At 61.7% G+C, this 18,622-nt stretch carries 19 protein-coding genes; 3 read left to right on the forward strand and 16 right to left on the reverse strand.

Translation table 11 applies throughout. From position 1 onward, the window contains the following. Positions 1-39: 39 nt before the first annotated feature. Genes gph through NP945_RS27825 form a run of 10 tightly spaced genes read right to left on the reverse strand, consistent with a single transcriptional unit; the run spans position 40 to position 10,019 of the window. Positions 40-741, reverse strand: a complete 702-nt coding sequence (gene gph, locus NP945_RS27780) for a phosphoglycolate phosphatase (RefSeq protein ID WP_256748111.1) — start codon at positions 739-741, stop codon at positions 40-42. Then, on the reverse strand, positions 738-1,295 hold the full coding sequence (locus tag NP945_RS27785) for a thioredoxin family protein (protein WP_256748112.1): 558 nt from the start codon (positions 1,293-1,295) through the stop codon (positions 738-740). The genes gph and NP945_RS27785 overlap by 4 nt, the downstream gene beginning before the upstream one ends. A gap of 21 nt (positions 1,296-1,316) precedes the next feature. Beyond that, a complete protein-coding gene (rpe, locus tag NP945_RS27790; protein ID WP_027036921.1) occupies positions 1,317-2,003 on the reverse strand; it encodes a ribulose-phosphate 3-epimerase in 687 nt (228 codons plus the stop codon). 60 nt (positions 2,004-2,063) lie between these two features. Further along, positions 2,064-3,002, reverse strand: coding sequence for a CbbX protein (cbbX, locus tag NP945_RS27795; protein WP_128288647.1), 939 nt, complete (start codon positions 3,000-3,002; stop codon positions 2,064-2,066). 7 nt (positions 3,003-3,009) lie between these two features. Then, complete coding sequence (locus NP945_RS27800) at positions 3,010-3,444, reverse strand: ribulose bisphosphate carboxylase small subunit (RefSeq protein WP_013532057.1); 435 nt, start codon at positions 3,442-3,444, stop codon at positions 3,010-3,012. Between the two features lie 18 nt (positions 3,445-3,462). Continuing rightward, the gene (locus tag NP945_RS27805; protein WP_256748113.1) at positions 3,463-4,956 is read right to left on the reverse strand and encodes a ribulose-bisphosphate carboxylase large subunit; all 1,494 of its coding nucleotides are present in this window, start codon (positions 4,954-4,956) and stop codon (positions 3,463-3,465) included. Between the two features lie 21 nt (positions 4,957-4,977). Further along, positions 4,978-6,057 carry a class II fructose-bisphosphate aldolase gene (gene fba / locus NP945_RS27810; protein WP_127267899.1) on the reverse strand — a complete coding sequence of 360 codons (1,080 nt, stop codon included), beginning with the start codon at positions 6,055-6,057 and terminating at the stop codon, positions 4,978-4,980. A gap of 11 nt (positions 6,058-6,068) precedes the next feature. Then, positions 6,069-8,081 (reverse strand): transketolase, encoded by a 2,013-nt coding sequence (gene tkt / locus NP945_RS27815; protein ID WP_256748114.1) that lies wholly within the window; start codon positions 8,079-8,081, stop codon positions 6,069-6,071. A 10-nt stretch (positions 8,082-8,091) separates the two neighbouring features. Continuing rightward, a complete protein-coding gene (locus tag NP945_RS27820) occupies positions 8,092-8,964 on the reverse strand; it encodes a phosphoribulokinase (RefSeq protein ID WP_027036917.1) in 873 nt (290 codons plus the stop codon). A gap of 8 nt (positions 8,965-8,972) precedes the next feature. Continuing rightward, a complete protein-coding gene (locus NP945_RS27825) occupies positions 8,973-10,019 on the reverse strand; it encodes a class 1 fructose-bisphosphatase (protein ID WP_256748115.1) in 1,047 nt (348 codons plus the stop codon). Positions 10,020-10,143: 124 nt separating this feature from the next. Here NP945_RS27825 and NP945_RS27830 point away from each other — a divergent pair, with 124 nt between their 5' ends. Both NP945_RS27830 and NP945_RS27835 read left to right on the forward strand, forming a co-directional pair. Next, positions 10,144-11,082 (forward strand): LysR family transcriptional regulator, encoded by a 939-nt coding sequence (locus NP945_RS27830; RefSeq protein WP_127319312.1) that lies wholly within the window; start codon positions 10,144-10,146, stop codon positions 11,080-11,082. Positions 11,083-11,280: 198 nt separating this feature from the next. Further along, positions 11,281-11,481 (forward strand): hypothetical protein, encoded by a 201-nt coding sequence (locus NP945_RS27835; protein ID WP_127269848.1) that lies wholly within the window; start codon positions 11,281-11,283, stop codon positions 11,479-11,481. Positions 11,482-11,497: 16 nt separating this feature from the next. Here NP945_RS27835 and NP945_RS27840 read toward each other — a convergent pair whose 3' ends face one another. The 6 genes from NP945_RS27840 to NP945_RS27865 all read right to left on the reverse strand — a co-directional run bounded on the left by NP945_RS27840 (position 11,498) and on the right by NP945_RS27865 (position 16,539). Further along, positions 11,498-11,935, reverse strand: a complete 438-nt coding sequence (locus NP945_RS27840; RefSeq protein WP_245456783.1) for a hypothetical protein — start codon at positions 11,933-11,935, stop codon at positions 11,498-11,500. A gap of 191 nt (positions 11,936-12,126) precedes the next feature. Next, positions 12,127-12,963 (reverse strand): ABC transporter permease, encoded by an 837-nt coding sequence (locus tag NP945_RS27845; protein WP_050580490.1) that lies wholly within the window; start codon positions 12,961-12,963, stop codon positions 12,127-12,129. A gap of 35 nt (positions 12,964-12,998) precedes the next feature. Continuing rightward, positions 12,999-13,787, reverse strand: coding sequence for an ATP-binding cassette domain-containing protein (locus tag NP945_RS27850; RefSeq protein WP_256748116.1), 789 nt, complete (start codon positions 13,785-13,787; stop codon positions 12,999-13,001). Between the two features lie 56 nt (positions 13,788-13,843). Continuing rightward, entirely contained in the window at positions 13,844-14,287 is a 444-nt protein-coding gene (locus tag NP945_RS27855) for a hypothetical protein (protein WP_127269840.1), read from the reverse strand. 29 nt (positions 14,288-14,316) lie between these two features. Next, positions 14,317-15,288 carry a YVTN family beta-propeller repeat protein gene (locus NP945_RS27860; RefSeq protein ID WP_256748117.1) on the reverse strand — a complete coding sequence of 324 codons (972 nt, stop codon included), beginning with the start codon at positions 15,286-15,288 and terminating at the stop codon, positions 14,317-14,319. 21 nt (positions 15,289-15,309) lie between these two features. Further along, positions 15,310-16,539: an ABC transporter substrate-binding protein gene (locus NP945_RS27865; protein ID WP_127268108.1), complete on the reverse strand. Its 1,230-nt coding sequence runs from the start codon at positions 16,537-16,539 to the stop codon at positions 15,310-15,312. Between the two features lie 250 nt (positions 16,540-16,789). Here NP945_RS27865 and NP945_RS27870 point away from each other — a divergent pair, with 250 nt between their 5' ends. Beyond that, a complete protein-coding gene (locus NP945_RS27870; protein ID WP_256748118.1) occupies positions 16,790-18,619 on the forward strand; it encodes a (5-formylfuran-3-yl)methyl phosphate synthase in 1,830 nt (609 codons plus the stop codon). The last annotated feature ends 3 nt before the right edge of the window (positions 18,620-18,622 follow it).

Below are 18,622 nucleotides of genomic sequence, written 5' to 3' on the forward strand. Positions count from 1 at the left end.
CGGCCGTTCGAATTTGCGTTCGGCCGGCGGACGCCTTGATCACGCATCGGCTTGCAGCTTCTGCATGGCCGAAGGCAGATCGAAGAGATTGTCGCAAACGAGGTCGGCGCCAAGCTCTTCCACCGGAATGTGGCTGTAGCCGCCGCGCAACAGAATGACGGGCATTCCGGCGGCGCGTGCGGCACCCAGGTCGGCGCCACTGTCTCCGACCAGCAGCGCGTCACCGGGGTCGACCCCAAGCTGTGCCAACGCCAGCAGCAGGGCATCGGGCGCCGGTTTCAGGAATGTCACCGCGTCTCCGCCAACGATTGCGCCGAAATATTCCGTCAATCCGAAATGAAGCAGGATTTCGCGGGTCGCCAACTGCGGTTTGTTGGTTGCCACCCCCATGCTTACTCCGCCCAAATGAAAGTGGGTGAGAGCCTCCCTGACTCCAGGCATCAGCCTTGTCAGGCCGGTCAGATGCCGGCGGTAGATAGGCGCCATGACGCGGTTGGCCTCATCGAGAGCGTTGCCGAGCAGTGGCGCTCCCGACGCCGCGAAGGCTCGCTCGATCAATTTCCTGACGCCGCCGCCGATCATGGCCGTGACCTGATCCAGGCGCAGCGGCGGCAGACCGCGACTGGCCAGCAGTTCGTTGACGGCGGCCGCTATGTCCGGTGCCGAGTCGACCAGCGTGCCGTCGAGATCGAACAGGATCGCCTTCGGCGATCGAAGCGGCCTACCTGCACCGACGTTCATGCGGCATCCTTCCACTTGATCGAGCAGCCGATCGAGGCGATCTGATCCAGCGGCCCGTCGCCGGTTCGGGCAACCTGCTTCATCGCCTCGCACAGGTCGCGTCTCAGCCCGGGCGCTCCGGCTTCTCGTCGCGAGGCGTCCAGCCGACCGCGATATTGCAGTCCCAACTCGCTGTTGAACCCGAAGAAATCGGGAGTGCACACGGCTGCGTAATCGCGCGCCACAGTTTGGCGGTGGTCGTGCAGGTAAGGGAAGCTAAAGCCGTTCGTCGTGGCGAAGAGCTTCATTTGGTCGAAGGAATCCTCCGGGTAGGTGTCGGCATCGTTTGAGTTGATCGCGACAAAGCCGATACCTTCGGCCTTGAGGTCGTTGGCATCGCGCACGATACGTGAAATCACTGCCTTCACATAAGGGCAGTGATTGCAGATGAAGGCCACGACCAGACCGTTCGGGCCGGCTTGGCTGAAGATCGAATGCGACCTCCCGTCGACGCCAGGCAAAACGGCATCGATGGCGCGCCAGCCGAAATCGCAGACAGGGGGGACGGCCGCCATGCTTGCCTCCGATGGAATTGTTTACGCCGCTTTCCGGATCGCACCGTCGGCCGTCTGTCGGATGGCTCCAATGTTGGCGCGATAAGCCGCCTCGGTGCCCCCCTTGAACACGGCCGACCCGGCGACCAGCACATTGGCCCCGGCCGCGGCGACCAGCGGGGCGGTTTCGGCCGTGACGCCGCCATCGATTTCGATGTCAATCGGGCGGTGGCCAACCAGTGCCTTGATTCGCCTGATCTTCTCGATGACCGCGGAAATGAAGGCCTGGCCGCCAAAGCCTGGATTGACCGTCATTAGCAGCACCAGGTCAAGCCTGTCGAGCACATACTCGATGACGCTCTCCGGCGTCGAAGGATTCAGCGATACGCCGGCCTTCTTGCCGAGATTTTTGATCGCCTGCAGAGAACGATCGAGATGCGGCCCGGCCTCTGCATGCACCGTGATGATGTCGCAGCCCGCGTCGGCGAAGGCGGCCAGATAGGCGTCGGCCGGCGCGATCATCAGATGGCAGTCGAAGATTTTGTCCGTTCGGTCGCGGATCGCCTTGATCACCGGCGGACCGAAGGTGATGTTGGGTACGAAATGGCCGTCCATCACGTCGAGATGGATCCAGTCGGCACCCGCCCGCACGACAGCTTCGACCTCGTCGCCGAGCCGCGAGAAATCCGCGGAAAGCACGGAGGGTGCGATGATTGTCCTGGTGACCATGGTCGTCGTCTCCAATTCTGTCTGCGGGTGTTGGTCGCTGCGCCAGCCGGCTCCATCCCGTCAGCGCATCTTCGTCTCCGGTTCGCCTTCGAGTTTCCCTTCCGCGAACACGCGGCTGCCGCGGATGTCGGATTCCTCGATGGTGATAAGATCGGCTTTGGTCAACACCCGGCTGCGCGATGCGAAAAGCCGGTTGGCCTGCCGCAGCCGCGCCCGGTCGAGCCCATTGCGGACCGAACGCGCGTTGGAGAAATGCGGCAGCCTCATGCGGATCGGAAGATACTCTTCGAGCGCACGGGACGCCGCCTCGCTGAGGCGATAATTCTGCTCCGCGAGCATAATCTCGGCGATCGATTTCAGTTCGCTGACGCCATAGTCGGGGAAATCGAGGTGATGGGCGATGCGCGAACGCATGCCGGGATTGCTGTCGAAGAAGCGGTCCATCTTGTTCTTGTAGCCGGCAAGGATCACAACCAGATCGTCACGGTTGTTCTCCATGCACTGCAGCAGGATTTCGATCGATTCCTGGCCGTAGTCGCGTTCGTTCTCGGGCTTGTAGAGATAGTAGGCCTCGTCGATGAAAAGCACGCCGCCCATGGCACGCTTGATCACCTCGCGGGTCTTGGGCGCGGTGTGGCCCACATACTGGCCGACGAGATCGTCGCGCGTCACGGCGACCATGTGGCCTTCGCGGACATAGCCCAGACGATGCAGGATTTCGGCCATCCTCAGCGCCACGGTGGTCTTTCCGGTGCCGGGATTTCCCGTAAAGTTCATGTGCAGCGTCGGGGCGCCCGAAGTCAGCCCGAACTTGCGGCGAAGCCGGTCGACCAGGAGGAGAGCGGCGATCTCGCGGATGCGAGTCTTGACCGGCTTCAGGCCAACGAGCTCACGGTCGAGCTTGTCCATGACCTCGTCGATGTTGGACGCCTCGAACTCGGCCTGCAGATCAACCGTCGCGTCCTGTGCGGCAGCGTCCTTGGTCATCGCGTTCAGCATGGTTCAGCTAGCTCCGCTCGCCCTCGGGCCTGTCGGTCGCATAAGGCACGATCGAATAACCCTGGCTGCGGCCGTCGCGCTCCTGGCGTAGCAGCCGGAACCCGGGTTCGCTGGGCGGCCGGTTGACAATGAACGACATGCGCGGGGCTTCCCAGCCCTTGGTCGAATCGAAGGCGGTTACCCGCACATACATGTTCGGACAGGCTTTCCGGCAAGCGTTGACCTCGAGCAGTATGCCCGCCGGATCTTTCAAGTCGAACATCGGGTTGCCGTACATTTCCCAATAGGTGTTTCGCGGATGCGGATCGTCCGTGTACTCGACGCTGACCGCCCAATGGTTCTTCAGCGCGTATTTGATCTGCGCCGAAATCTGCTCATCGGTCAGGTCGGGCAGGAACGAGAACTGTCCCTGCGTGACCTTGTTTCCCGGATTGGTCATCATGACGACGGTTCCTTTCGTCTAGAAGCTGGGCGTTGCGGTTGGCACGAAGTCGGCCGTGTCGGTCGATTCGTAGTTGAAGGTGACGTCCTTCCAGGTCTCCAGGGCAGCCTTCAGCGGCGTGCACCATCTGGCCGCCTGTTCGAGGATCTTGGTCCCTTCGCGCAAATAATCGCGCCCCTCGTTGCGGGCCAGGATCATCGCTTCCAAGGCGACACGATTGGCTGTCGCGCCAGCCTGGATGCCGTCCGGATGGCCGATCGTGCCGCCGCCGAACTGCAGGATGACGTCCTCGCCGAGATAGTGGATCAACTGGTGCATCTGGCCGGCATGGATGCCGCCCGAGGCGACGGGCATCACCTTGTTGAGCGAGGCCCATTCCTGATCGAAGAACAGCCCGGTTTCGAGGTTCTGCGGCGTGCGCTCCTCGCGCAGCGTGTCATAAAATCCCTTGATCATGAGCGGGTCGCCTTCCAGCTTGCCGACCACCGTGCCGGCATGGATGTGGTCGACGCCGGCCATGCGCATCCATTTGCAGATGACGCGGAAATTCATGCCGTGGTTCTTCTGGCGCGAATAGGTCGAGTTGCCGGCACGGTGCAGGTGCAGGATCATGTCGTTGCGGCGCGCCCACTTGGCCATCGACTGGATCGCCGTGTAGCCGATGACGAGGTCGATCATGACGATGCAGGAGCCAAGCTGCTTGGCGAATTCGGCGCGCTCGTACATCTCCTCCATCGTGCCGGCGGTGACGTTGAGATAATGTCCTTTGACCTCGCCGGTGGCGGCCGACGCCTTGTTCACGGCCTCCATGCAGTAGAGGAAGCGGTCGCGCCAGTGCATGAAGGGCTGCGAGTTGATGTTCTCGTCGTCCTTGACGAAGTCGAGGCCGCCCTTCAGCGCTTCGTAAACGACGCGCCCGTAATTGCGTCCCGACAGGCCGAGCTTCGGCTTCGTCGTCGCGCCGAGCAGCGGCCGGCCGAACTTGTCGAGCCGCTCACGCTCCACCACGATACCGGTCGCCGGCCCCTGGAAGGTTTTGAGGTACGCCACCGGGACACGCATGTCTTCCAGCCGCAGCGCCTTGACTGCCTTGAAGCCGAACACATTGCCGATGATCGATGCGGTCAAATTGGCGATCGAGCCCGGCTCGAACAGGTCGAGGTCGTAGGCGATGTAAGCGAAGTATTGCTGTTCGGTTTTGGTTCCCGGGCCGGTGTTCGGCACCGGCTCGGATCTGAACGCCTTGGCGCGATAGAGCTCGCACGCGGTCAGTCGGTCGGTCCACACCACGGTCCACGTCGCGGTGGAGGATTCGCCGGCGATGGCCGCGGCCGCCTCCTCGTGGTCGACGCCCGGCTGCGGCGTGATCCGGAACATGGCGATCAGATCGGTCTCCTTGGGCCTGTAGTCCGGCTCCCAGTAACCCATCTTCTTGTAGGGGATGACCCCTGACTTGTAGCGTTCCTTGCCTTCCTTGAGCGTCCCCGCTGGCAGTATGTCGATCTTGTTCATGACAGGTCTCCTGTTTGTTGCTCAGGCGGCTTTCGCGGTTGCGATATGGGGATCGAGTTTTCCCGCGGCGTAACGTTTCGCCATCTCGTCCATGGCGATGACCTTGATCTTCGAGGCGTTGGACGCCGTGCCGAAACGCTCGAACCGGTCCCGGCAAAGGTCGCGCAAGGCGTCCATGGCGGGTTTCAGGAATTTACGGGGATCGAACTCGCGCGGGTCTTCCGTCGCGACGCGGCGAAACTGCCCGGCCATTGCCATGCGGCAATCGGTGTCGATGTTGACCTTGCGCACGCCGTAGCGGATGCCGCGCTCTATCTCCTCGACCGGAACGCCAAAGGTCTGGGGCATCTCGCCGCCGTATCTGTTGATAATGTCCTGCAACTCCTGCGGCACCGAGGAAGAGCCGTGCATGACCAGATGCGTGTTGGGCAGCTTTTCGTGGATCGCCTCGATCACCTGCATGGCCAGGATGTCGCCGTCCGGCTTGCGGGTGAATTTGTAGGCGCCGTGCGAGGTGCCGCAGGCGATCGCCAGCGCGTCGACCTGGGTTGCGGTCACAAAGTCGACCGCCTGATCGGGATCGGTCAACAACTGGTCGTGGGAAAGCGCGCCTTCGGCGCCGTGGCCATCCTCTGCCTCGCTTTGACCGGTTTCCAGCGAGCCGAGCACACCCAGTTCGCCTTCGACGGAAGCGCCGACCCAATGCGCCATGCGTGCGACGCGTTCGGTTATGGCGACGTTGTAGTCGTAGCTGGCCGGCGTCTTGGCGTCCGCCATCAAGGATCCGTCCATCATCACCGAGGTGAAGCCGTGGCGGATCGCGGAAAGGCAGGTGGCCTCGCTGTTGCCGTGGTCTTGATGGATGCATAGCGGGATGGTCGGGTGGATTTCGGTCAGCGCCTCCATCATCTTGGCCAGCATGATGTCGTTGGCATAGGATCGGGCGCCACGCGAAGCCTGGATGATGACAGGCGCGTCGCAGGCCTTGGCCGCTTCCATGATGGCGAGGCCCTGTTCCATGTTGTTGATGTTGAATGCCGGTACGCCGTAGCCGTGCTCGGCGGCATGGTCGAGAAGCTGGCGAAGGGTGATGCGAGCCATTGTGAATCCTCCTAGATGATGAGCTTCAGCGCCGCTGCAGCAACCGCTTCGGACGTTATGTTGAAATGCCGGTAGAGGTCGGGGGCAGGGGCGCTGGCGCCGAAGCCGGTCATGCCGACGAAAGCACCGGTCTCGCCGATCCAGCGGTCCCAACCCAGCCGGGCTGCCGCTTCGACCGCGACGCGCGGCGCCGAGCCGAGGACGGCCTTGCGGGTGGCGCTTTCCTGCTCCTCGAAAAGCTCCCAGCACGGCATCGACACGACGGCGGCGGCGACGCCATGCTCGGTCTCCAGCCTTTCGGCGGCAGCAACCGCGATCTCGACCTCCGAGCCGGTGGCGATCAGGGTGACGGCGCGGTGCCTTGCCGGCTCCCGCAGGATGTAAGCGCCCTGGCAGGAGCAGTTCTCGTCGCTGTGCGACCGACGCAGCATCGGCAGGTTCTGGCGCGACAGCACCAGGACGCTCGGCCGATCCTTGCTCTTTAGCGCGAGTTCCCAGCACTCCGCCGTTTCGATGACATCCGCCGGGCGGAAGACGTTGAGATTAGGCGTGGCACGCAGCATCGCAAGGTGCTCGACCGGCTGGTGCGTCGGGCCGTCCTCGCCGAGGCCGATGGAATCGTGTGTCATCACATAGATGACGCGCTGGCCCATGAGCGCCGAGAGCCGCATCGCGCCGCGCGCATAATCGGCGAAGCACAGGAACGTACCGCCATAGGGCACGAAACCGCCATGCAGCGCGATGCCGTTCATGGCGGCCGCCATGCCGTGCTCACGAATGCCGTAGTGAATATAGCGGCCGGCATAGTCACCCGGTGCAATGCGGTTCATGCCCTTGGTGATCGTCAGATTCGAATGCGTCAGATCGGCCGAGCCGCCGACGGTCAACTCCGTTGCGCCGTTGATGGCCTCCAGCGCCATTTCGGAGGCTTTTCGCGTCGCCACCTTGGTTGCCTTCTCGACATGTTCGCGACGAAAGGCGTCGAGCGCTTCGAAGACCGTGTCGGGCAGTTCGGCGGCGACGGCGCTCTCGAAAGCCTCGCGCCGCGGCGAGGCGGCAAGCCGCTGCTCCCAAGCGCGCCGCATCGCTTCGCCGCGACCGGCAATCTCGCGCCAGGCGAAAAGGATATCATCCGGCACATCGAACGGTGCGTGCGCCCAGCCGATGTTTTCGCGTGTCGCGGCGATCTCTGCTTCACCCAGCGGTGCGCCGTGCGTCTTTTCCGAACCGCCGAGATTGGGGGCACCCATGCCGATCACTGTGCGGCAGGCAATCAGCGATGGCCGATCCGATCGCCGCGCCGCCTCGATTGCCGCGGCGACTGCCTCCATGTCGTGGCCGGCGACGCTTTGGACATCCCAGCCGGCGGCCTTGAAGCGCGCCGGCTGGTCCATCGACGTGGAGAGGGAGGTCGGCCCGTCAATGGAAATCGCATTGTCGTCCCAGAAAACAATCAGGCGGGAAAGCTTCAGGTGACCAGCGAGGTCTATCGCCTCGTGACTGATGCCCTCCTGAAGGCAGCCGTCGCCCGCAATGACATAGGTATGATGATCGACCAGATCGGCACCGTGGCGGGCGGCAAGCATACGTTCCGCCAGCGCCATGCCGACCGCCGTGGAAATGCCCTGTCCGAGCGGTCCGGTGGTGGTCTCCACGCCAAGCGCATGGCCGTATTCCGGATGTCCGGCGGTGCGGCTGCCCAACTGCCGAAATCGCTGCAATTCCTCGATCTGCATGTCTTCATAGCCGAGCAGATGATGCAGCGCGTATTGCAGCATCGAGCCGTGGCCGGCTGAAAGCACGAAACGGTCACGGTCGGGCCAGCCCGGCCTCGACGGATCGATGTTGACGAAGCGGTTGAACAGCACCGTTGCGACATCGGCCATGCCCATCGGCATGCCAGGGTGACCCGAATTCGCCTTTTGGACGCTGTCCATCGCCAGCGCGCGAATGGCGTTCGCCATGTCGCGCTCCGAGACGGGAGCGGTTGTGGTGACGGGCTTCAGTGCTGTTTGGCTGGTCATTGCATCCTCCTCACGACACACGGCTCTTGCGTTCAATCAATTGCAGGATGAGCGGCGTCAGGATCAGCTGCATGGCAAGATCGAGCTTGTTGCCTGGCACCACGATGGAATTTGGCCGCGACATGAACGAGTCGTGGATCATCGACAGCAGATACGGAAAATCGATGCCGCGCGGATTGGCGAAGCGGATAACCAGCATCGATTCGTCGGGCGTCGGGATCCAGCGCGCGATGAACGGGTTGGACGTGTCGACGATCGGCACGCGCTGGAAGTTGATGGCGGTCTGCGAGAATTGCGGGACGATGTAGCGGACATAGTCGGGCATCCGGCGCAGGATCACGTCCATCACCGCCTCGGTGGAATAGCCGCGTGTCGAACGGTCGCGATGGATCTTCTGGATCCATTCGAGATTGATGACCGGCACGACGCCGATCTTGAGATCCGCATGCTTGGCCAAATTGATCGTGTCGGTGACGACACAGCCGTGCAGCCCCTCGTAGAAGAGCAGGTCGCTGGGAGCGAATTCGCGCCATTCGGTAAAGGTTCCCGGTGGCGTGCCGTGCTGCTTTTCCTCTTCCTCATCATGAATGTAGGTGCGGGTCTTGCCGGTTCCGCGGCGGCCATATTCCGCGAACACCTCTTCGAGAATTCCGAGTTCGTTGGCCGCGGCATTGAAATGGGTGAAGTTCGGGTTGCCGGCCTTTTCCTCCTCGGCCACCTTTGCCTTCATCGCCGCGCGATCGTAGCGGTGGAAGGCGTCGCCTTCGATGAAAGCGGCCTCGATGTTCTCGCGCCGGAAAATCAGATCGAAGATGCGCTTGACCGAGGTCGTGCCGGCGCCCGACGACCCGGTGATGGTGATGATGGGGTGCTTGGCTGACATGGTGCTGCTCAAGCTCTGAATAGGCCGCGGCGGCTGAACAGCGGCGCACGCTCACCGATGTTGCTCGGCTCTGTGTGGTAGCGGGTGATGCGCGCGACTTCCCGCGCCGACCCGAAGATCATCGGCACGCGCTGATGCAGGCTCTCGGGTTCGATTTCCAGGATTCGGTTGATTGCATCGGTGGCGGCACCACCAGCCTGTTCTATGAGATAGGCGATCGGGTTGGCCTCGTAGACGAGGCGCAGCCGTCCCTGACCATAGCCCTTGCGTCGATCGCCGGGGTAGAGAAAGACGCCGCCGCGCATCAAAATGCGGTAACAGTCGGCAACCAGAGAGGCGATCCAGCGCATGTTGAAATCCTTCTCGCGCGGTCCTTCGGTGCCCTCCAGGCAGTCGTCGACATAGAGCCGCACGGCCTCGTCCCAGTGTCGGTAGTTGGCGGCGTTGATGGCGAACTCCTGAGTGCGTTGCGGAATGATCCGGCTTTCATAGGCCTGGACGAAGGTTCCGAGCCTTGTCGAGAAGACGAAGACATGCGTGCCGCTGCCGAGCGACAGGACGAGTGCCAGCTGCGGCCCATAGATGAAGAAACCGGCGCCTAGCTGATTCACGCCCGCCTGCAGGAAAGAGGCGGCCGGATCAGCGTCCGGCGCGCCAGTTGCGGTCAGGAGCGAGAAGATCGTTCCGATCGAGACGTTGGTGTCGATGTTGGAAGAGCCGTCGAGCGGGTCGATCGCGATGGCGAGTGGCGCTTGCCTGTCGAGCAGGACCGGCTGCTCCAGTTCCTCGGAGGCGTAAAGCGCGACAGGCGCCCGGCGCATGGCGTCGAGGAAGATGTCGTCGGAGAAGACGTCGAGATCCTTCTGGACGTCGCCATCGGCATTGGCGCTACGGGTTTCGGCAAAGGCGGCGCCGAGCACCCCTTGATTGATGGTGTTGCGGACCTTGATGGCGGCCTGTGTCAACTGACGGACGGTCGTCACAACTGCCGAGCGGAATTCGTCAGGCTGGCCGAGATAGGAGTTCAGAAAAGCGTCGAGCGTTGCCGCTGGCATCGTAACCTCCCGGTCCGGCCGCATCTCCTCGGAGCGGCTGGACTGGAGGAATGGAAACAAACGTCGCGAGATAAGTAAAATTCAATAACTTTACTTAGCCACTAAAAATAATTTAGCATGCGGCATGAGGAACCTCACGCTCAAGCATTTCAAGACCGTCCAGGCAATCATCAAGTGCGGCAAAATTGTCAGCGCGGCCAAGATGTTAGGCCTGTCTCCTCCAGCGCTGACAATCCAGTTGCGGCAAGTGGAGGAAGAATTCCAGCTGGCTCTGTTCGACCGAACGTCGGACGGCATGCGTCCCACTGCCGCAGGTCGGGCTTTCGTCGAGACAGCGCAGGTTATCGAGGAGCATCTCGGTTTGCTCGAAGACAAGATGGATGCCATCAAGGGCGTACGCACCGGCAGCTTGAGGCTCGGCGTCGTTTCCACCGCCAAATATTTCGCACCGCGGCTGATGGCTGCGTTCATGAAGGACCATCCCGACATCGACATGCGGCTTGCCATCGGCAACCGCGCCCAGACGATCGACAACCTTCGGAACCACGACATCGATATCGCGCTGATGGGGCGCCCGGCGAAAGAGGTTCCGGTGCGTGCTTCGGTCTTCGGCGATCACCCGCTGGTCATCATCGCGCCGCCAGACCATCCGTTGGTCGCGGCCCGCGATATCTCCAAGGAGCGCATCGCCGAGGAGCATTTCCTTATTCGCGAGCCCGGCTCCGGAACCCGCATCTCGTTGGAAATATTCCTGAGCGACGTGCCTGGGCGCATCGACGACCTCGGTGTCGAGATGGCCTCGAACGAAACGATCAAGCAGGCGGTGATGGCTGGTCTGGGCATCGCCTTCATCTCTGCCCACACCATCGCTGCGGAAACCGAAGCAGGCCGGCTTGTCATCCTCGACGTTGTCGGCATGCCGATCCGCCGGCAATGGTTCTCGGTGATGCGAACCGATCACGCAATCTCGCCGGCCATGGCCACGTTCAACGATTTCCTGATGCGCAAGGGCGCGATGTACCTGCCCCTTTTCGGAAAGCTGTATCCAGACAAGGCGGGATGACATTGCACGAACGCGACGGAAAGTCCGGTGGAGAACGCCCGCGATCGTTGGTGTTATATAAGCGATGTGTTATGTTGCAGTGCGAAAGAGCGGGGGCCACGTCCTTTCACACCCGTAAGCGATCTGTATGTGCAACCCCTGCAGACTGTTCGGAAATCTCCCGGGTAGGGTTCGGGAATTCGATGGGGAAAAGGGGTAATGCTTTACACACTCGTTATGATGGTCTGCCTGACGGATATACCGCGGACCTGCGAACAACGCGAACAAATGGTGGACGGTCTGGCGATGAATCCCGGGACTGCCTTCATGCAGGCGCAGCCGCTGGTGGCTCGGTGGATCGAAACACATCCCGGTTATTTCGTGCAGCGTTGGCGTGTGCTGCCTGGCAGGGAGTCATGAGACAGGCAGCCAAGCTCTATTTCTTCACGACGAGCGTTTCCGAGACGGTCTTCGACAACTGGTAAAGCCGCTGCTCGATTATCGTGGGCACATCGCAGACATAAGTCAGCGACTGGACCCGTTCGGTGAAAATTCGTGTCGCGAAATTCAGCTGGTCGGTTCGCCGTTCGACTTCGTCCGGATCCGCATCGGCCTTGGCGCGCAGCGCGTCGACTTCGGATGCTTCCTTGCGCAACTGTGCCGCCATTTCGAGCTGTTTGTGCGCATAGCGGGAGATGCCGGAGATCACGTGCGAACGCTCGGCGTCCATATGCTCGAACATTCCCTGCACCAGCATCGTCATTTTTGGTGCGACCTGCTCGGGCGGCAGGGAAGTCGCGAAATCCTTGATCTCTTTTTGGGCTTCGGCAATCGGCGTCCGCCGGGCCGCCACCGCTTCGACAAGCGCCGACACACGGGCATCCTTCGCCCAATCTTTCGCGGTCGCAGGAAGCTCCGGCCCATTCCAGATCTGGCCAAGCGAGAGCCGTGGCACCTTACGTTGTATGCAAGGCCAGTCGGGATCGGTGTTTGCCGCGCCGGCGCCTCCCATCAAGGCAAGCGTGGCGACCACAACGAGAGTGTGAACAAGTCTCATTCGCGCCATCAGGCGTTTCCTCCCATGTCCTGCTTGCGGATCACCAACCCGCGCGAAGGGTCGTATGCGATAATGGCGCCGCCCAGAAACAGCAGCGTGCAGCCGGCCACGACGCCCAGCGACAGCCATTCGATCTGCCCGTAGAAGGCAAAGCGGATCAGTTCGACGGCATAGGTGAACGGGTTGCAGAGGCAGATTTTGTAGAGCAGCGGGCTCGCCTCCTGGATGCGCCACAAGGGATACAGCGCCGGAGACGCGAAATAGCCGGGAAAGATGACGAAGTTCATGATGCCGGCGAAGTTTTCGAGCTGCTTGATCAGCGAAGACAAGAGCATGCCGAGCGCGCAAAGCATCATGCCCGACAGGAACAGTGCCGGCAGCACATAGAGGTAGCCGAGTGGCGGCGCCTTGACGCCCCACAACCAGGCAACGATCAGGAACGCGTAGACCTGCACGATCGATACGGCCACGCCGGCGAGCATCTTCGACACCAGCAGGAACCAGCGCGGAAACGGGCTGACCAGCAGGATGCGCATGTTGCCCATCTCGCGGTCGTAGACCATCGACAGCGAAGACTGCATGCCGGAAAACAGCAGGATCATGCCGCAAAGGCCCGGCGTGATATAGACCTCGTAGAGCACATAGGTCTTGTAGGGTGGGATGATCGACACGCCGAGCACCTGGCGAAAGCCGGCGGCGAAGATGAACAGCCAGACGAGCGGCCGGACCAGCGAGGAAATGAAGCGTTCGCGCTGGTGCAGGAAGCGCAGGCATTCGCGCAGGACGACGCCTTTCAGGCAAATGAGATAGTGGCGCAGGCCGAATGGTTCAGACCGCACTGGCATGATGCCGGCGAGCTTTCCAGGCATCGCAGGAGCGCTCATGGCGACGTCTCCACCATGCCCGCCGTATCGACGCGGCTGAGCTTCGAAAAGGTTTCGCGAATCGAATTTCCACCGTTCGCACGGGTCACATCCGACACCTTGCCGCTCGCGACCAGATCACCCCGCCGCAGTATGACGACATGGTCGGCGTCTTCGACTTCGTCGATCAGATGCGTGGCCCAGAGCACGCCGATGCCCTCGGCTTGGACGAGCTTGCGGATGGTGGCGAGGATGCCCGCGCGAGACTCGATGTCGAGGCCTACGGTCGCCTCGTCAAGCAGGAGCAGGGAAGGGCGGTGCAACAGCGCCCGGGCGATTTCGATGCGCCGCATCTGACCGCCGGAGAGGCTGCGTGCCTTGTCATGCTGGCGGCCCTGCATGTCGACCGTTTCAAGCAGCGCGGCAATGCGCTGGCGAGCTTCGCGTCCGCCAATGCCATGCAGCGAGGCGTGGTATGAGAGATTCTGGTAGACGCTGAGGTCGAGGTCGAGGGTGCGTGCCTGGAACACGATGCCGACGCGTCTGAGTGCTTCGCCGGATGCGCGGCGAATGTCATGGCCGAAGATGCGGATCGATCCGTGACGCGTGTCGTAGAGGTGGCTTATCAGTGAGAACAGCGTTGTCTTGCCGGCCCCGTTGAGGCCGAGCAGAACGGTGAAAGTCGCCGGCGCGATCGAGAAGGAGACGTCGTTGAGCGCCCGCTTCTGGCCATAGGAATGGCTGACGGCACCGACATCGAGCGCCGCCACCTCTTCTCCCGGACCGCTTGTCCTCATATGCTGCATGCCGGGCCGCTCCTTCAGGACGCGTTGGCTATCTGGCGCCTTGATCGCCTTTTGTCTCACTTGATCGTAATCTTGCCCTTCAGTCCCTTGTCGGCAAGGTCGGGAACCGACCAGGTATATTCGCCCGGGCGAACGGTATGGAACTGCACCTGGATCGTTCCCGCGTCGTCGAATTCCAGCCAGGCTGGTCCGCCGTCCATATGCACTTCCAAATCGTTGATGACGATCTGGTCCATCCAGACATTGCGGAATAGGTCGGTGACGAACTTGTATTCGAAACCGCCCTTGGAGGTGATCTTCCAGCGATAGCCCTGGCCGGCGATCAGCTCGAAATCCTTCTGATTGACGGCGTAAGTGGAATCGGCCGAACCAATAATCAGTTCCGGCAGGTTCTTGCTGGCACGCGACGGTTTTGGTGTTGCGTCGTCGGCGCTTGCTCCGGTCGGAGCAAGGACGAATCCGGCGAGCGCGGCGAAGAAAAACCTGCGGAAAAGTTTCATGTCTTGAGCCTCCCGATGATCAATGTCTGCTATTTGGGCGAAATGACCACACCCCAGGGCTGCTGGCCCACGGTGAGCGATTGGACCGGCTCGTCGGTGGCCGTGTCGATGAAGGTGATATCGTTCGAATTGCCATTCGTGGTGATCAGCGTTTTCTGGTCGGGCGTGAAGGCCAGATGCCAGACGCGCTGGCCGACGAGGATGTATTTCTCCACCTCGTAGGTGTCGGTATTGATTACCGCGACATGGTTCGCCGGGCCGAGCGCGACATAGGCTTTCTTGCCATCGGCGGTGATGGCGATGCCTACCGGCTGGATGGTTTCGGCCCGCAGTCCCTGAATCGCGAACTGGATCTTCTTCACCACTTCGCGTTTGGCGTTGTCGATGACGCTGACAGTGCCACCGACCTCGGCGCTGACCCAGACCTGCGAGCCGTCGGGCTTGAAGTCGGCGAAGCGCGGGCGCGTGTCGACCAGCACGTTGTCGGTCACCTCATGCGTGCTGGTGTCGATGAAATGCGCCATGCTGGTGGTTTCCGAGGTGTTGACCATGGTCTTGCCATCGGGGCTGACACCCATGCCTTCCGGTTCCACGCCGACCGGAATCTCGGCCAGGACCTGCTTGCTTTCGACGTCGATGGCGGTGACGAGATTATCGTCCTCATTGGCGACATAAAGCGTCTTGCCGTCCGGCGAGAGCACGAACAATTCGGGATCGGGGCCGGATGGCAGCGTACCGACGATTTCAAGCGTCGCGGTATCGATGATCTGGACCGTATCGTCATCGCTGGCGCATAGGTAGACGAACTTGCCGTCATGCGAGATGGTGATGCCGCGAGGTCTCTGGCCGACTTCAACTGTCTTCACCACCTGCATCGTCGCCGTGTCGACGACGGTCATCGTGTTGTCCTTCTCGTTGGAAACGTAGGCCGTATAGGCCGATGCCGGACTGGCCGTCAGGCCGGCCGCGAGAATAGTGAATGCGCAAGCTCGTTTCTGCACGCAAATTCCTCCCGATTGACTCTACTTGAGAGCGCATTTCGTTTCCGGCTGATCGACACCGAGCGTGTCGAGTTCGGAGACTTGGTGAAGATAGCCCTCTTGTGGCGATGTCGAGACGACGGACTTGGTATCGCCAAGCAAGATCGGCTGGCGAAGCTGGAGGTTCCATTTGCGGAAGGTCAGCTTCTGCCCCTTGAAAGCAGCAACCGAAAAGTCGTCCGAGCGCATGTAGTCACTGATCTTTTTCGCATCGTCGCCCTTGGTGCGCGTGGTGGCCTCGCCGACGGCACGCACCGCCGTCCAGGCCGACATGTCCTTTGAAAGCATCCGCCGGCTCGCCGTCTTCAAGAAGCGGCTCTGCATCTGGATGCCGCCCCATTGTTCGCTGGCGGGATGCCATGACGATGCAACCAGACCGGCCGTGCCGGCGACCAGCCGCGGCGTCCAGGTGCGATAGGGCACGTAGGTCCCGAAAACCTCGCTTTCGTCGGCGACAAGCACCACGTCATGCTCCGGGAGGTCTTGCGTAAACACGGAAATCTGCTGCTGTATCTGCGTGGCGCCGGTGTCGGTGCGCCTGGCTGTGCCGGTATCCTTGAATTCCTTCTCGGCGACGATCTGGCCGCCGAAGCGGGTTGCCGCGCGGCGCAACGCATCGGCGTAGAGACGATCCTGCTCATGCGACCCATACAGCAGCACCCAATTCGGCCACTTCTTCACCATGAGATACTGCGCCAGCGCATCGGCCAGCATGCTGCGCGTCGGCGCGACATGGAAAACGTTGACGCGGCAGTCCTCCTCGCGAAGGCTGTCGTCGGTGGCGCCGACGTTGAAGATCAGCACGCCTTTGTCGCGGGCGATGTCGGCGATCGACAGCAATTGTTTGGCTGAAAGATCGGCGACCACATAGCGGTCGCCCTTGGCGATCATGCCTTCGAATGCCTGAACCGCGTCGCCGTCGGGCTTGATCTCGGTCACGTCGAGGCTGAATTTCTGGTTGGTGAACTTTCCGGTCGTATTGTTGTCGCCGATCGCAACCTCGGCGCCGGCGACACCTTCGTCACGTGGCGGCAGGTCGAGCATGGAAAGCGTCAATTGCGGTGCGTAGGCCCGCAAATAGCCTATCTTGATTTCGGTTGTCTTTTTTTCCGGCTTCGCCACCGTTTCCTGGCCTGTCGCGTCGGAAACGTTGACGGTCAGGGAAAAAAAGCACAAAAAGGCAGCGAGAGTGCCTGGCACCGCGCTCGTCATCGATAGTAATTACCCATTCTTGCGCAAAGGTTCGACGGTTGCCGGACCCGCGCCAAGTCAAGGTGCCCATGATCAACTTAGCCGACCCGCAAAATTTATCAAACCCTATCGGAAGACTTTTCGCGCCTGCCAGAACGGTGCGGAAGGTCGCCAGCGTCGATTCGCATGGCAACACCGGCGAGACGTGGCGCAGGGGGATCGACTGCCTCTATAAAAACGTCTTGTCCTCCAAACTGGAGAAACTGTTCAAATGACCAGAATGCTGGCAAGCGTCACCGGCATCGAAGAGGCGGAGATCGCTCTTTCTGGAGGTGTCGACATCGTCGACCTGAAGGACCCGAAGGCGGGAGCTCTGGGCGCGGTGTCCACGGAAACCATGCGCCGAACGATTTCGTTCATCGCTGGTCGGGCTCCGGTCAGCGCGGTCTGCGGCGACCTGCCGATGGAACCCGAAACGATCCGCATCAAGGCCGAAGAGATCGCGGCGACCGGCGTCGACTATGTGAAGATCGGATTTTTTCCTTCGGCGAATATCTCTGCCTGCGCACAGGCGCTCGAACCGCTCGCCGCACGAACGAAGCTGATTGCCGTGCTGTTTGCCGATCTGGCGCCGGACTTCGAGCTTCTGCCGATATTCGCCAGGCATCGCTTCCATGGCGTGATGGTCGATACCGCGCAAAAGGGGAAGGGCCGGCTGCTCGATCATCTGCCGCCGGAGCGTATTCCGGGATTCGTCGACCGAACGAAATCGCTCGGTCTGATGGTCGGCCTGAGTGGATCGCTGGAAGCTCCGGATATTCCGCGCCTATTGCCTTTCGCTCCCGATTTTCTCGGCTTTCGGGGGGCGCTGTGTGGCCATTCCGGTCGCACGAGTTCGATCAGCGCCGAGGCGGTCTCGCAGATTCGAGAGTTGATCCCGGCGGAATCCGGGACCGGCGGTCAATCGAGTATCGACTATCGCCTGTTGGCGGCGAGAGGCTATTCGCCGGACACCGACCCGACATTGGGCACGGACAGGATTTTTGTGCGGGATTTTGTTCTGCCGGTCCAGATCGGTGCCTACAGCTTCGAGCATGGCCATACTCAAAAAGTGCGCTTTGATGTGGCCGCCGACGTGCTGCAAATCACCGACCATCCCGAGGACATGCGCCATGTGTTCTCTTATGACATCATCATGGACGGCATTCGCACCATCGTCGCGCGGGGACATATCCAGCTCAGCGAGGCTTTGGCCGAGCAGGTAGCAGCGCACGTCCTGGAGAACCAGCGTGTCGTGCGTGTCACGGTAAGGGTGGAGAAGCTCGAGCTCGGCCCTGGCGGCGTCGGCGTCGAGATCGAACGCAAGCGCCAATCGGCGGGACGCGGCGCTGCCTCCGGCACTGCCGGCCGAAAAGACCGGAGCGTTGTTTTCCGGCCGCGCCAGGAACGCCCCGAAATGCTCCGACGGGCCATCGTCAAGCTTGGCGGCAGCACGGCCCATGCGGCGGAGATGAAGAGCTGGATCGCAGCGCTGGCGGGTTCCAGGCTGCCGATCGTCATCGTGCCCGGCGGCGGCCTCTTTGCCGACCATGTGCGCGAGACGCAGACACGCATGGATTTTTCCGACGCCGCCGCGCATGCCATGGCGATCCTGGCCATGGAGCAGTTCGGCCATGTCATCCTCGACCGGGACGAAAGACTGACGCCGGCACGGTCGCTGGACGAGATCGGGCGAGCGTTGGAGGCGGGCAAGGTTCCGGTGTGGCTGCCGTCGTCACTGGCACTGCCGGCGCTGGATGTTCCGGCCTCGTGGGACATTACCTCCGATTCTCTGGCCGCCTGGCTTGCCGGCAAGCTTGGCGCAAACGCGCTGTTGCTTATCAAGCAGACCGGTGCATTCTTCGATGGCGATACCGCTGACAGCCTGAGGACCCGAGGCATTGTCGACCCCGGCTTTGCCGCCATGCTGCCCGACGGCGTCGATTTCCATCTCGCCGGTCCGAAGGATGCTGCCGGGGCCGGCGCGATGCTCGCGTTGGGCAAGCTGCCCGGTACCAGGATCGTGGCTTCAACAGGGTCGTCGGCAAAGAAGGCGGGATAGCCG

The sequence above is a fragment of the Mesorhizobium sp. LMG17149 genome, assembly GCF_024518695.1.
Lineage (GTDB): Bacteria > Pseudomonadota > Alphaproteobacteria > Rhizobiales > Rhizobiaceae > Mesorhizobium.